This is a genomic window from Streptomyces phaeochromogenes, from assembly GCF_001418655.1.
Classification (GTDB): domain Bacteria; phylum Actinomycetota; class Actinomycetes; order Streptomycetales; family Streptomycetaceae; genus Streptomyces; species Streptomyces phaeochromogenes.
Genome location: NZ_LIQZ01000037.1, coordinates 1 through 13,688, shown reverse-complemented (window position 1 = coordinate 13,688; position 13,688 = coordinate 1). Strand labels below are relative to the sequence as shown.

The following is a 13,688-nucleotide window of genomic DNA, read 5'->3' as shown; positions in this document are numbered from 1 at the left end:
ACGGCACGGCCGATTGGGTGGAACCACTGGATGGACGCATTGCTCTACCTCCGGAAGGAAGGGGTGCCGTGTGCGGCGGCTACCGGGACTGTGCGAAGAGCCAGTCGATGACCACGTCGTTCTCATACGTCTGGGCCCATGCCAGGTGTGGGTTCACCGGTGTCGTGCCGGGCGTGTAGCTGGTGAACAGTACGTGGCTGCGGGTAGCCGCGGCCTGCCGTAGGAGCTCCCGGGACCTGGCCTCGAACTGCGCCTTCGGCAGGTCGTTCGCCCACTCCCCACGGCTGACCCGGGCACCGGCGGTCTCCAGCGCGTTCATCAGTGTCCAGGTGCCGGGTTTGCCGAACCGGCCCTCCCGGTACGGCACGACCGGGTCGTCGATGGAGTGGTCGGCCCAGATCGGGATGTGCGTGATCCTGTCCATGGTGGCCGCGTCGCCCCAGCCGGCCGTGGGCAGGGCGGCCGCGAACTCGTCGGGTCGCTTGGCCAGCAGGCTGTAGATGCCGCGCCCGCCCGAGGACAGTCCGACGAGATACAGCCGGGCCGTGTCCATGTTTCGGGAGTGCTCGCTCACGAAGGTGTCGATGAGTTCGATCAGAGCGGCCTGGACCTTGGCGTCGGTCCAGTCCGTGCCGTCGGGTCCGTCCATGGGACGGGGCAGCGGGATCTGCGGAGAGAGCACGAAGGCGGGGTCGCGGCGCTGTCGTTCCGGTTTGGCGAACGTGACGGCGATCCGGTTGGAGGTGAGCTGGGTCATGTTGTTGTCCGCGACCTCACCACCGCCGTGCAGGGTGACGACGAGTGGGTACCGCGTGCGCGTCCACGGGTTCTGTACGAATCCCTCGGGCCGGTACAGCCGGAAGTCCAGTTCGAAGCCCGTGGAGTCGGTGAAGGAACCCGCGGCGAAGTCGTCGGCCACGGGAGTGGTGACGTTGTCGTTCCGGACCGCGAACGGACCGGCCCTGAGCACTGGTTCGCCTTCCGGGGTGTGCACGTCCGCCACCTGTCTGACGGAGTACGCACGGTCCAGCGGAAGGGGATCGGTGCCCGCGGCCCGCGCGTTGGAGTCGTTCGGGTCGAGTTCGATGATCAGTCGGTCCCCCGGCCGTCCGGGGCGGGACCGGTCGTCCACTTCGGCGGTGGTGCCGGCGTAGACCCGGGTCACCGTGCGAGCCGCTGTCTGCCCGCCCACGGTCGCCTTCACCTGGAAGGCCGAGGGCGGGATCGCCCCGCCGCGCAGGTCGATGCGATGCGCGTACTGGAGGGCGACGGCTGTCACCAGCCAGTTGTTCCTCGGCGTCACCCGTGTGACGAGGTCCGTTCGCAGGACCGGATTGCGCCCCCCGGTCGACCGGCGTCCCTCGGGTGTGCCTGTGGTGGTGTCGGCGGCTGCCGCGGTTGCCGCGGTAACGGCCGGAGCCGCGACCGCGCCTGCCGTGACTGCGAGCGCCGTACGTCTGGTGATCCGTCTCATGTGCGTCCTCGTCTCGGTCCTGTGGGGAACTGGGTCGCGCGGATCGGGTACTTGGTGTGTGTGGAGGTCGTCGCCCTGCTCCGGACTCCTGGAAGCAGGCGGCGCGTCGGAGGGCCGAGCGGCAGGTGCGGCAGCTGCCGGGAGTCCACGACGGCGGGGCATGCGCTCGGGCCCGGGTCGCCTGTCACAGTGAGAACGCACCGGTCAGCAGGGCGGCGGCCGTCATGACCAGGGTGGTGGCGAAGGCCCAGCGGAAGATGAAGCGCTGGTGTTCGCCGAGCGACACGCCGCTCATGCCGACCAGGATGAACGTGGAGGCAGTGAGCGGGCTGAGCGGGAACCCCGTGGTCATCTGGCCGAGAATGGCGGCCCGGGCGACCTCGGCCGGGTCCGTGCCGAAGCCCTGCGCGGTCTCGGCGAGTACGGGCAGTACGCCGAAGTAGTAGGCGTCCGGGGTGAAGACCAGGCTCAGCGGCATGCCGCTGACCGCCACCGCGACGGGCATGTGCGAGCCGAAGGAGTCCGGGACGACGGAGACGAGCGTCTCGGCCATCTCGTCGAGCATCCTGGTGCCGGTGAGGATCCCGGTGAGGACACCGGCCGCGAAGATCATCGTGGTGACCAGGACCACGTTCTTGGCGTGCCTGTCGAGCAGCGCCTGCTGCTGTTCCCAGGTGGGGTGGTTGACCAGTGCCGCGATCGCGAACCCGAGGACGAACAGCACCGGAAGCGGCATCACTTCCTGGATCAGACAGACCACGAGGGTGACGGTGAGCAGGAGGTTGAAGACGTTCAGCCAGGTCCGTGGCAGCGGCGGGACCCGGACGGTGCCGGGGCCGTCCCCGGGAGCCCGGAGGGCCTGTCGCTTCCCGTCGGCCGTCGCGGGAGTGGCGTGCCGACTCGGCTCGGGTTCGGTGGCCGCCGTGACCGTCGTCGCAGCGGCGGGTTCACGGTCGTCCCGCTCGTCCTTGCCCTCGTCCGGGGCCAGACCCTGCGGGGACAGCGTGGCAAGACGGTTGCGTTCCCGGCGGCCGAGCAGATAGGAGGCCACCAGCACCCAGGCGACGCCGACGCCCATCGCGGGCAGTACTGGGGTGAAGACGTCAGAACTGTCCAGCTTCAGCGCCGCCATGGCGCGTACCGTCGGGCCACCCCAGGGGACCATGTTCATCACGCCCGCACCCAGGCAGACCACTCCGGACAGCACCAGGGGGTTCATGCCGAGCCGCTGATAGACCGGCAGCAGTGCGGAGACGGTGATGAGGAAGGTGGAGGCGCCGTCTCCGTCCAGCGCCACGCACAGGGTGAGGACGGCGGTGGCGACGGTGATCCGCAACGGGTCGCCACGAGCCACGCGCAGCAGACCGCGGATCAGGGGGTCGGAGAGCCCGGCGTCCACCATCAGGCTGAAGTACAGGACCGCAAAGGCGATCATGATGCCGGTGGGGGCCACCTTGGACAGCCCACCGAGAATCAACTCGCCCAGATCGCCCGCGAATCCGCCGATGAGCGCCGCCAGCACCGGAAGCAGGATCAGAGCGACCAGTACCGAGGCGCGTTTGGTCATGGTGAGCAGCAGGAGGACGGCGATCGTGGCGAAGCCCAGGGCTGCCAGCATGGCGGCGCTCGCTTTCTCGGGGACGGCCCTCGGCTGCGGTGGGTGGAACTGAGCGGGGGGCAGTCCGAGGTGTTACGCGAGAGTTTCGGAGCACCGGCGGATCGGTGTCCAGCATCAAACCGAGATCTGTTCATGCGTTAAGCGCATCAATTCAGACGGGGCGCCCTATGCTCGTCGCCCATGGAGGCCACCACCCTGCGTCAACTGGCGGCATACGCGGCCGTCGCCCGGGCCGCGAGCTTCACCGCGGCCGCCGCGGAGATGCATGTGTCCCAGTCTTCGCTCAGTCGCGCGGTCGCGGATCTGGAGCGGCAACTTGGCGTCCAGCTCCTGGAACGGGACACCCGCAACGTGCAGTTGACCGCGGCGGGCGTCGAGGCCCTGCGCGTCGCCGAGCAGATCGTCACCGCGCACCGAGCGGGCATGAAGGAGCTCAGGCGATTCCTGCTCGGCGAGTCGGGAACGGTCGCCGTGGCCACTCTTCCCTCCGTCGCGGCGGTGCTCCTGCCGCAGGTGATCTCCGACTTCCGCGAGCGGCGGCCACAGGTGGCGGTTCGACTCCTCGACGGCCTGGAGCGGTCAGTACTGGACCGGGTCCTGTCCGGCGACGCCGACTTCGCGATCACCACCGTCGGTAACCCGCTGGAGCAGTTGGAGCACCGCCCTCTGGTCAGGGACCGCTTCGTCGCGGTGCTGCCGGAAGGCCACCCGCTCGCAGACCGCCCCGAGATCGCCTGGGACGACCTGGCTCGTCAGCCGTTCCTGGCCGTCGGGCGCGACTCGAGCGTGCGCCGGCTCACCGACGCGGCGTTCGCCCAGATCGACGCGCACGCGCCGCCGGCGGCCGAGGCGGGCAGTATCGCGACCGTGGGCGGACTGGTGACCGCCGGCCTCGGGGTGTCGGCGATGCCCGCCCTGGTACTCCCGCTGATGGGTACCGGACCCGTCGTCTGCCGCCCACTGGTGGACCCCGTGGTGGACCGGCGTCTGGACATCGCGCTGCGCGCCCGACGAACGCTCCCGACCGTGACGGAGCGGTTCCTGGAGACGCTCGAAGAGTTCCGCCGCCAGGGACGTCCGCTTCCGCCCGGAGTGTCGTGGGCCTGAGGCAGCATCCTGCCGCACCCCCTCAATTCATGCATTTTTCGCATTGATTGATGGCCTTCTGTTGCTCGACAGGCATTTCTCCGCTCCGGCAGTCTGAGGACAACGGCGACGGCGGTGCCGCACCAACGCGGGACGACGCTGTCGGGGACCCACGCGGAACGGCAGTGCAAGGGAGCTCAGCGGTGTCGGACGACGAGCGGAACACCACCGGAAGCGGGCAGTTGCGCGGGCTGAAGGTGGTCGAGTTCGCCCACGTGGTGGCCGGTCCGCTGGCGGGGTCGATGCTCGCCGACCAGGGGGCCGACGTCGTACACGTTGAACCCCCCGGCGCCGGAGACGCTGCCCGTGCCATGGGGCCCCAACGTGACGGTGTTCCCCTGTGGTTCAAGGTCGCCGGCCGCAACAAACGCTCCGTCACCCTCGATCTGCACCACGAGGCCGGCCGGACCGTCGCCCACCGCCTCGTCGCCTGGGCGGACGTCGTCATCGTCACCCTGCGCGCGGGACGCCTGCGCGACTGGGGACTCGACTGGGACTCCGTGCACCGGATCAACCCCCGGGCCGTCCTGCTGCAGATCTCCGGCTTCGGCGCCACCTCGTCACAGGCGGACGCTCCCGGCTTCGGCAAGGTGGGTGAGGCGCGCAGTGGAGTCGTCCATCTGACCGGCTTTCCGGACGGCCCGCCCGTGCACACCGGCTTCTCGCACGGCGACGCCGTGACCGGCCTGATGGGCGCCTACGCCGTCCTCGCCGCCCTCCACCGCCGCGACCACGACCCCGATTTCGACGGCGAGTGGATCGACCTCGCTCTCTTCGAGTCCCTGTTCCGTCTGGTCGAGTGGCAGGTCATCGTCCACGACCAGTTGGGACGAGTACCCGAACGCTCCGGCAACCAGCTGGCGGTCGCCCCGGGGGCCGTGATCAACACCTACCGCTCCCGCGACGGCGAGTGGATCACGGTGACCTCCGCGACGCTGCGATCGGTCCGCAACATCGCCCGCCTGCTCGGACTCCCCGAGGAGGAGTTCACCACGGCTCAGCAACAGTACGACCGACGCGAGCAGTTGGACGAGAACCTGCGGAACTGGGTGGCGGAGCGCGACACCGGCGAGTGCCTGGAGGAGTTCGCCCGGGCCGAGGTAGTGGCCTCACGGGTGTTCGACGCCGCGGACATCGGCGCCGACCCCGTGTACGCCGAACGCGAGGACATCGTCACCGTCGAAGACCCCGATCTCGGTCCGGTGCGTATGCAGGCGGTGATCCCGCATTTCCGGCAGCGCCCCGGGCGGGTCTGGCGTACGGGGCCCGCCCTCGGACAGGACAACCACCTGGTCTACGGGCAGTGGCTCGGACTCAGCGCGGACGAGTTGGCCGACCTGGAGAAGAGCGATGTCATCTGAGGCGTATCCCGAAGGCCCGGCCGAGGCGGGAGTGGTCGACCGGCCCCCGCTGCGCTCCCTGCTCTTCGTCCCCGGCACCAGAACCGACTGGCTGCCCAAGGCCCGGGGGGCGGGCGCCGACGCCGCCGTCCTCGACCTGGAGGACGCGGTGCCCGCCGCGGACAAGCTCGCCGCCCGCGCGCAGGTGGCCGACGCCCTCGCACGGGCCGCCGCAATGCCCGAACAGACGGGACGGATGGCGCTGTTCGTCCGTGTCAATCCGCTGGACGACTGGGCGGGGGCCGAGGAACTGCGGGCGGTCGTACGGCCCGGACTCGCCGGGATCGTCCTTCCCAAGGTCCGCTCCGCCCAGGACGTGAGGCTCGCCGACCGGCTGCTGGGCTGGTGTGAACAGGAACAGGGCATGCCGCCGGGGCGGATCGCCCTGGTGCCCCTGCTGGAGACGGCACGCGGCCTGCGCGAGGCCTACGACATCGCCCGGGCCGCCTCACGCATCGCCTACCTGGGCGCTCTCACCGCACCCGGCGGCGATGTGGAACGCGCCGTCGGCTACCGATGGAGCCCGGAGGGAACCGAAACGGTGGCACTGCGCTCCCGTGTTCTGCTGGACGCCAGGGCAGCCGGGGTGCCGTGCCCGGTCAGCGGACTGTGGACGCGCATCGGCGACCTGCCGGGGCTGCGCGCCTTCGCCGAACAGAACCGCTCCCTCGGCTACGAGGGCATGATGGCGATCCATCCCTCCCATGTCCCCGTGATCAACGAGGTGTTCTCTCCCAGCTCCGCCGAACTCGCCCGCTGCGCAGAGCTGATCACGGCGGTCGAGGCGGCACAGCGGGAGGGGACGGGCGCCGTGACATTCCGCGGCGAGATGGTCGACGAGGCCATGGCCCACACGGCCCGCCTCGTTCTCGAACGACACGGGGCATGAGCCGGGGAACGGGCCAGGAGCGGCCCGCTCCGCGGAGAATCGCCTCGGCCACGCCTCGCGCGGTCGGCTCCTCCAGGGCACGCGTCCCGTAGTCGCCCGGACCCTCGTTGTAGCGCTCCAGAGCTTTGCGGAACAGCTCCTCCTTGTTCCCGAAGGCCGCGTACAGGCTTGGTTTCGTGATGCCCATGGCCTTGGTCAGATCGGTGAGACTGACCCCCTCGTATCCCCGTTCCCAGAACACCTGCATGGAGCGCTCGAGCGCCTCGTCGATATCGAATTCTCGAGGCCGACCCATAACGGCGCTCCGGGAACCAGCCATGCGCGCAGCGTACTCCCGAGTGACGATCGGCACGACTTCTGTACCGATCGGAATAGAAGTCTTGCGCTCTCGATTCCTACCCACGACGGCAGCCGCCACGGCGAGTTCACGGAAGGGCGTCGACGCAGGTCGATCATCGTCCGCATACACGCCCCGCGGTTCGGGGCGGCAGAGAGGTCAGCATGTCCGAGAAGGAAGTACGCGAAGTCTTCGAGCGCTACATCGAGGCGCTCAACGCCCATGAGTTCGACCGGATGACCGAGTTCATCCATGACGAGCTCACCGAGAACGGCCGGCCGGTCACGCGGGACGACGTCATCGCGGAGCTGAAGGGGCACGGCGACGCGGTGCCGGACTTCACCTGGCGGGTACGGGACGTAGCCATCGACGGCGACCGCGTCGCAGCCCGACTGTTCAACAAGGGCACCCCCACGAAGGAGTGGTTCGGCGTCGCTCCGACCGGCGAAACGATCGAGTACGCCGAGTACTCCTTCCACAAGGTGCGCGACGGACGCTTCTACGAGATGAACTACCTGATGGACGCCCAGGCCGTACAGCAACAGCTCGGCATCTGATCTCCGCAAGCGACCCTCGCTACAGCTGAACCCAGTGCACCTCCGAGAGCCCGGCCACCGGCCGGGCTCTCGTTGTGCGTCGACCGTGTCGCGACTCGGATGTCTCCTGTGTCCCCGGAGGGATACCGCCCAGAGGCGGAAGCCGCCGGTGGCGTTCTGCGCGGCGATGGCGACGATGGCAGCGATGAGTTCGGAGCTGCCGCGCAACCAGGACGTGTTCATGTCGGTGTCGGTGGTGGCGGAGACAACGGTGTTGACAGTGATGCCGCGGGGGCCGAGGCGCTGGGCGAGGGGCAGCGTGAGGGCGTCGATGACTCCCTTTGTCATGGTGTAGCCGATGAGATCGAGGAGGGCGACGCGGGAAGTGCCTGAGCTTGTTCCTTATATCTTCCGTCAGCGTCGTAGGGCGGGGCCGGACGGTTCCAAACGGCGTCTGACCGTCCGACAATCCTTCGCAGTTCGCGGGCGCTTCGTGGTGATACGGCCTGCATCACGGTGTCGAGGAGAGCTCGGGCTTCGAGAGGGTTGCCGCAGCAGTACCAGTGCACGTTGCCCCACTCGTAGTCGTGCCACAGTGCGCGCTCGGGCTGGTGGACGTAGTCCTTCCACAGGCCCACAGCCATGCTGACGTCGCCTGGCTGCAGATAGTTGCGGGTGTGCTCAAGACGGCTGATCTCGGACAGTACATGCGAAGACAGGCCGTCGATGACTGGCCTTGTACCCGTTGTCCGGTGGCTGTCGAGGGCGCCGGCGCGGATCCGTCCTGGCCGTCTACGCGGCATGGACCTTTCGGTTCGTCGTCATGCGGTACATGGTGCCACGGTCTCGAATAGCTTTTCGAACGGATTCGCTCCAGCAGATGCACCCGCTGAGTACCGGTCTGGATCTTGAAGGCGATCGCGTCGATCCCCTCCCGGTGACCGCGCCATCGACCCACCCCGCTTGGGCGTCCGGTCCGGGAGCAACGGCTCGTTCCGCGCCCACTGCGCATCACTCAACGACACACCCGGACCAACGACGAACTGATCCAAACGAGACTGTCCAGGGCAAGGCTGCTGCGTGGGCCTAGGTTCTGTCCCGCCGATCATGTCCGGAGCCAGATGATGGTTGCTGCGATGGTGACGGTGCCCAGGTAGACGTATGCGCGCTTGTCGTACCTCGTGGACACAGCTCGGTAGCTTTTGAGCTTGTTGATCGCCCGTTCCACAATGTTGCGCTTCTTGTACCGCTCCCTGTCGAAGCCGGGTGGGCGTCCCCCTGCCCGGCCCCGGCGTACGCGATTCACGGCCTGATCGCTCTTCTCGGGGATGACGTGGTGGATGCCGCGTCGCCACAGGTAGCGGCGGGTCCTGCGATTGCTGTAAGCCTTGTCGGCGCTCACGCTGTCTGGTGTGGTGCGCGGGCGGCCCGAGCCGAGGCACCCGAATGCGTTCCATGACCGGCTCGAACTGCGTGCAGTCCGCCCGCTGGCCTGCCGTCAGCAACATTGAAAGCACGCGGCAACGCCCGTCTGCGCTCAGGTGAATCTTGGTGGTGAAGCCTCCTCGGGAGCGGCCGAGCGCCTCACCTCCTGCACCACCTCCGCCAGGCGGGCGCACAGTCTCACCCATGGCCTACCGCTCTGGTGTGCCATCGCGGTCGCCCCTTTTGACACGGCGGGCGGCGGAGCTTTCCGCGCGCCGGCCCATGCTGGTGGGCACGGATCGAGGTGGAATCAACCGAGACGTCCCAGTCGATCCCACTGGTGGCATCGGTTTGGGCCTGCACGTGCTGGAGTAGCCGTTCCCAGGTTCCGTCGGCCGACCAGCGCCGGTGGCGTTCGTAGACGGTCTTCCACGGCCCGTAGCGTTCAGGCAGGTCACGCCACTGCACCCCGGTTCGCACCCGGTGCAGGATGCCGTTGACCACCTGACGGTGATCGCGCCACCGCCCGTAGCGGTTGTTGCCCGTTGGTAGAAGAGGCTCCAGACGTCGCCACTCCGCCTCTGTCAGATCCCCCGGCCAGTCACGTAGGAGCCGACGAACCAGTGGGCGACACGGGTACGGTCAGCACCTGCGATGCCACCACGCCAACTCCGGGTCTTCCGTCGGTTCGTGTTGCGTTCGCCCGAGGAGCACCGTGTCCAGGCGCTCGACCTGCACACGGAGTTCGCTGGCAGCCCTTGACGGAAGCATGAATAGAGCGTCTTGCAGCTTGTCCCGGGCCCATCCCTCGCCGCAGCAGGAGCAGGTGAACTCCGCCTCCCAACGCCTCCACCGGCGCCTCGTGCCGTGGACGCGCACGGACCACACGCTCAGCGCCACCGCCACGATGCCCGGAGACAATCGCTCTCGTTCAAGGACACGGACAGCGGCATTCGCCGCTCCCGACAGGCCTGGGACATCGCGATACCGCACCCAGGGTCTACCCCAGCCGCGTTCCCGCGGTCGAAGTGAAGCTGGTGTTCTACGAGGCACGGCCCCTTCGGATGCAAGTCATGGGCGACATCCTCCCACAGCCCAAGATCGGCCGGACAGAACCTAGTGGGGGCCTAGAGGGCGTCCCACACCTTGAACCAGCCGATGTTGTCGTTCGCTCGGGCACCCACGTTCGGCGTGCCGAAACCGTAGTAATAGACGGCGTTTTGGCCGTCGTTGAGGACGGCCTGCTGGCCGTCGCAGCTGTTGTAGGTGATGAACGAGGAGATCGAGCGCCACCACGTGCCGGTGCTCAGGACGTAGCCGTCCGCGTCGCAGGGGCCGTAGTCCCCGTATACGTCGGTGTTGTCGCCGCCGTACTCGGCGTGCTCGTACCAGGTCATGAGCAGGGTCCGGCCGCTGCGGTTGACCGCCGCCGTCCCGGTGTCGGAACAGGTCCGGCTCTTCACCCGGGAGAACTTCTCACCCGGCTTCACCCGCTCCACCACCACGGAGCAGTGCGTGCCGTCCGACGATGCCGAGGCCGATGCCTGCGGTGCGAGTCCGACGAGGCCGATGAACGAAGCAGCCACGCTGAGCGTGGCGGCCATACGCGTGTACAGGGACATGATGTTCCTCGCGGCTGGGCTGACAGGGCATTGCGCACCGCAAGCCTAGGAAGACGCATCGCGCAGCGGTTCCTGACAGATGTCAGGGACCGGGGCCGGGCCAGGGAGCGCGGCAACCCCTACTTGACGAACCCCTCTGCCTTCATCCGGTCCAACGCCACCTGATGCGGATCCTCCCCGTTCACATCCACCTCGCATTCAGGTCCTGCGCAACCGAGTTGTTCAGCTTCCTGGTAATCGGGGTGAGGGTGTCGGGGATGGCTCGGGAGGCTCCCCTCAGCGGCAGAGCGGAGGTGGTCATACCTCCACTGCGGCAACGCTCGGCGGGGATCTGGAGCGCTCGACCCGGTGTTCGCCAATGCATGCCGCGTCCAGATCGCAGGTTGGGCTCGTGCTCACGTGGGTCAGGTCCCGTACCCAGCCGACGGCTGCGTACGGGATCCGCTGCCGGTGACTCAGCTCGAATCCGCCCGAACATGTCCGGCACTCAGGAACCGGTGGACGACCGGCCCGAGGTAGTCCACGTGAGGGCCATGGCCGGAGGCGATACACGAACCGGGCCGTCCAAAAGCAACAGGGCTGGGGCAGCCGACAACGAGATCACGAAGGAGCTGATCGGACGGGATTCTGGGCCGTGTCCGGCGCTGGGACGCCGTCTCCCCGCGCAGCGATCAGCGGCCCCAGTAGCTGCGTGCCCGGCCCCACGCGCCCGCCGGGGCCGGGCAGTTGGGTCGTGTCGGCTACCGTGAGCGGATCCCGGCAGGCATCGCAGGCCACAACCGGCGTGGCCAGGTGCCCGCAGGCATCGTGCCGGATCTGCGCAGGCGGCCCGGCGGGCCCCGCGTACCACTTGTCGCCCCAGGCCATCAGCGCCAGCAGGACAGGGTAGAACTCCCGGCCCTTCTCCGTGGCCACGTACTCCTCGCGCGGCGGAGTGACCTGGTACCGCTCGCGCGTCAGTACGCCCTCCTCGACCAGCAGTGCCAGCCGCGCGGCGAGGGTCTTGCGGGACAGGCCGATGTCCTCCGCCAGCTCGTCGAAGCGGCGGATGCCGACGAGGACGTCGCGCATGATCAGGGCCGTCCAGGCGTCGCCGAACAGATCGGTCGCGCGGGCGATCGAGCAAGCGACGCCGGAGAGGGAAGTACGGGTCACGGGCCCATGCTATCGCCGCCAGGTTCCCTAAGGGAACTTACAAATGCTAGGTTCACTCAGGGAACCTGGCCTGTCTTGTCGAGGGAGCCTGCCATGGCCGCCGCCCCGCACATCGCACTCGACACGGCCGGACCCACGGCCGTCGACGGCCGCCACATCCGGGCCCTGACCTTCCAGTCGGTACGTCTTGAGTACCTCCGCCGCGTGCTCTCGGCGGTGGGCCTCACGGCGGCCGGCAGCCGGCAGCCGGGCGCTCGTCGTCGGGAGCGGGCGCGGCCTTCTCGCCCGCGGCCTCGCCCGGCTCGGTTTCGAGGTCGTCGCCGCCGACTCGTCCCCCGCCGCGACGGCCCTCGCCCAGGAAGCGGACGACGCTCACGGCATTACGTACCTCACGGCACCCGCGGAGGAACTCGGCCTGCCGGACGACTCCTTCGACCTGCTGTACTGCGCCGACACCCTCGAGATCACCGAACGGCCGGACGCGGTACTCGCTCAGGCGGCGCGCGTGCTGCGCCCCGGCGGAGCCTTCGTCTACGACACCGTGAATCGCACCCCCATCTCCCGCCTCATCTACTTCGGCGCCTTCCAGGCCTTCCCCGGCACACGAATCATGCCTCGCGGCCGCTACGCCGCACACAGGCTGCGCCGCCCGGCAGAGCTCGCCGAGGCACTCGACCAGGCCGGGCTCTCCGCGCAGGACGTCTCGGCGTTCAAGCCGCGCGACGTACGCAGCCTGGTACGCGCGACGCGCGGGCGCAGGCGCGGCACGCTGACCGAAGATCAGCTGCCGGCATTGGTCGACATGGTGCTCAAGCCGGAGGGCAGCCCGGTGGTGACGTATCTGGGCCACGCGATACCTTCCCCGCCCGCTCCGAAGCTCTGATCCGTCTCGCCATGAGCGACCTGATGGCCCGCCGCCTCATCGGCGAGAACACCATCGGCGGCACGCCTTGCAGCCTTCCCGGCCGTCCTGGCAACCGCAGCTTGTCACCTTCGCATCGTGAGGTGTCTTCCTTACGCCCAGCTGCGTGCTCATCCGCTGGCGACGTCTGACCTCATTGCCAGTAGTTTCTCGACCGCGGCGTCGTCACCACCTCATTCGGCCACGTCAGCCGGACCCTTCCGAGCTGCTCACGCAGCTCGTCCACCCAGCCGTCCCCCGGATCCAGGACGACGCGGACCGAAACGCCGGACTCGCCACTGTCGTCCACCGTGATGATGGGACGGGACATCGAGAAGTGCCTGTCGATCTCAATCCGGACCTCGGTGTCGCCTGTGGCCGTCCAGCAGATGCCCTGCCTGTCGGCAAGTTCATCCAGGGCAGTCGACCAGTCATCCAGGGCTTCAGGTGACAAGCACAGCCGAACGCGCCCGCCGGCGAAGGCGCTCGTGATGACGAGCTCAGCATCGAGGTAGTCGTTGTACGGCGTGTCCCCCGGACTGGTCCGCCCCACCACGCGCACCCGGACGCTGCTGTCCGAGTCGATCAGGTGGATCAGGTCCACTCCGTCACCCTCATCCACGCGCCCTCCCGAAACCCGCAATGTTCCGTTCCCGATCATCATGCACGAGTCGCGAACTGACCCCGATTGGCATTCCGTTGGGAGTTCTCACGACGACCGTCCGCCGTTTCACCCGCCCTGGACAGCCGCGCCCTCGCGAACTCGCGCCCCGGCCGGGAAAACGAACCGAACAACGGACGGGTTTGTGCGCAGGGGAGCTGAAGCTGGGAACCCTACGGACCTGCGCGCTTCCGAAGACGACATCCTGCGCCACGCGGTGACCGTCGACCACAGCGGTAGGGGAATTGGACGCTTGCCCGCGCGGACCGCGACCTGCAGCGCCGGTCAGAGGCTGGTCCAGATCTCCTGATGCGCCCCCTCCCGATTCGCATGGCTGGGGGCGCGGCAGAACATCCGATCCGCCGGGCATGGCACGTCCGAGGGCCGCCATGGTGACACCTCGGCGGCAAGAACCATGGCAGTGGGCAGACAGGGAATTTGGTCTTCAGAGTGGGCGAACCGGGGCGGCTCCAGGGCAGTACCCGGGGCCGTGACAGGATCCTCCCTATGTCTACCAACGTCTT

10 protein-coding genes and 3 pseudogenes are annotated in these 13,688 nt (G+C 68.4%); 5 read left to right on the top strand and 8 right to left on the bottom strand.

What is annotated here, in order from left to right:
- Positions 1-79: 79 nt before the first annotated feature.
- Entirely contained in the window at positions 80-1,474 is a 1,395-nt protein-coding gene (locus tag AOK17_RS05610) for a prolyl oligopeptidase family serine peptidase (protein ID WP_055611186.1), read from the bottom strand.
- Positions 1,475-1,658: 184 nt separating this feature from the next.
- A complete protein-coding gene (locus AOK17_RS05605; RefSeq protein ID WP_055611185.1) occupies positions 1,659-3,092 on the bottom strand; it encodes a CitMHS family transporter in 1,434 nt (477 codons plus the stop codon).
- Positions 3,093-3,272: 180 nt separating this feature from the next.
- Between AOK17_RS05605 and AOK17_RS05600 the strand changes: the two genes are divergently transcribed.
- The 3 genes from AOK17_RS05600 (at position 3,273) to AOK17_RS05590 (ending at position 6,527) form a co-directional block, all read left to right on the top strand.
- Positions 3,273-4,199, top strand: a complete 927-nt coding sequence (locus AOK17_RS05600; protein WP_055611184.1) for a LysR family transcriptional regulator — start codon at positions 3,273-3,275, stop codon at positions 4,197-4,199.
- 182 nt (positions 4,200-4,381) lie between these two features.
- Positions 4,382-5,599, top strand: coding sequence for a CaiB/BaiF CoA transferase family protein (locus AOK17_RS05595; RefSeq protein ID WP_055611183.1), 1,218 nt, complete (start codon positions 4,382-4,384; stop codon positions 5,597-5,599).
- Positions 5,589-6,527 (top strand): HpcH/HpaI aldolase/citrate lyase family protein, encoded by a 939-nt coding sequence (locus AOK17_RS05590; protein ID WP_055611182.1) that lies wholly within the window; start codon positions 5,589-5,591, stop codon positions 6,525-6,527. Before AOK17_RS05595 ends, AOK17_RS05590 begins: the two co-directional genes overlap by 11 nt.
- A gap of 25 nt (positions 6,528-6,552) precedes the next feature.
- Here AOK17_RS05590 and AOK17_RS48035 read toward each other — a convergent pair.
- A pseudogene (locus AOK17_RS48035) lies at positions 6,553-6,846 on the bottom strand (TetR/AcrR family transcriptional regulator); the annotation flags it as partial.
- A 182-nt stretch (positions 6,847-7,028) separates the two neighbouring features.
- On the opposite strand from AOK17_RS48035, the gene AOK17_RS05585 reads away from it, so the two are divergent.
- Entirely contained in the window at positions 7,029-7,421 is a 393-nt protein-coding gene (locus AOK17_RS05585; RefSeq protein ID WP_055611181.1) for an ester cyclase, read from the top strand.
- Positions 7,422-8,505: 1,084 nt separating this feature from the next.
- Here the strand turns inward: AOK17_RS05585 and AOK17_RS48025 are convergent.
- The 4 genes and pseudogenes from AOK17_RS48025 to AOK17_RS05560 all read right to left on the bottom strand — a co-directional run bounded on the left by AOK17_RS48025 (position 8,506) and on the right by AOK17_RS05560 (position 11,602).
- Positions 8,506-9,449: pseudogene (locus AOK17_RS48025) on the bottom strand (IS5 family transposase).
- A gap of 503 nt (positions 9,450-9,952) precedes the next feature.
- Complete coding sequence (locus tag AOK17_RS05565) at positions 9,953-10,447, bottom strand: hypothetical protein (RefSeq protein WP_055611177.1); 495 nt, start codon at positions 10,445-10,447, stop codon at positions 9,953-9,955.
- A gap of 119 nt (positions 10,448-10,566) precedes the next feature.
- Positions 10,567-10,694, bottom strand: a pseudogene (locus AOK17_RS51965) (glycine betaine ABC transporter substrate-binding protein); the annotation flags it as partial.
- Between the two features lie 353 nt (positions 10,695-11,047).
- On the bottom strand, positions 11,048-11,602 hold the full coding sequence (locus AOK17_RS05560) for a winged helix-turn-helix transcriptional regulator (RefSeq protein ID WP_055611176.1): 555 nt from the start codon (positions 11,600-11,602) through the stop codon (positions 11,048-11,050).
- A gap of 187 nt (positions 11,603-11,789) precedes the next feature.
- Between AOK17_RS05560 and AOK17_RS05555 the strand changes: the two genes are divergently transcribed.
- Positions 11,790-12,485 carry a class I SAM-dependent methyltransferase gene (locus AOK17_RS05555; RefSeq protein ID WP_245697021.1) on the top strand — a complete coding sequence of 232 codons (696 nt, stop codon included), beginning with the start codon at positions 11,790-11,792 and terminating at the stop codon, positions 12,483-12,485.
- A gap of 172 nt (positions 12,486-12,657) precedes the next feature.
- On the opposite strand, the gene AOK17_RS05550 is transcribed toward AOK17_RS05555, so the two are convergent.
- On the bottom strand, positions 12,658-13,107 hold the full coding sequence (locus AOK17_RS05550) for a DUF5959 family protein (RefSeq protein ID WP_055611175.1): 450 nt from the start codon (positions 13,105-13,107) through the stop codon (positions 12,658-12,660).
- Positions 13,108-13,688 lie beyond the last annotated feature (581 nt).

Excerpts from the sequence above, each read along its gene's own strand:
- AOK17_RS05590 (WP_055611182.1), top strand. The coding sequence starts at position 5,589 with ATGTCATCTGAGGCGTATCCCGAAGGCCCGGCCGAGGCGGGAGTGGTC.
- AOK17_RS05600 (WP_055611184.1), top strand. The coding sequence starts at position 3,273 with ATGGAGGCCACCACCCTGCGTCAACTGGCGGCATACGCGGCCGTCGCC.
- AOK17_RS05610 (WP_055611186.1), bottom strand. The coding sequence starts at position 1,474 with ATGAGACGGATCACCAGACGTACGGCGCTCGCAGTCACGGCAGGCGCG.
- AOK17_RS05605 (WP_055611185.1), bottom strand. The coding sequence starts at position 3,092 with ATGCTGGCAGCCCTGGGCTTCGCCACGATCGCCGTCCTCCTGCTGCTC.
- AOK17_RS05565 (WP_055611177.1), bottom strand. The coding sequence starts at position 10,447 with ATGTCCCTGTACACGCGTATGGCCGCCACGCTCAGCGTGGCTGCTTCG.
- AOK17_RS05585 (WP_055611181.1), top strand. The coding sequence starts at position 7,029 with ATGTCCGAGAAGGAAGTACGCGAAGTCTTCGAGCGCTACATCGAGGCG.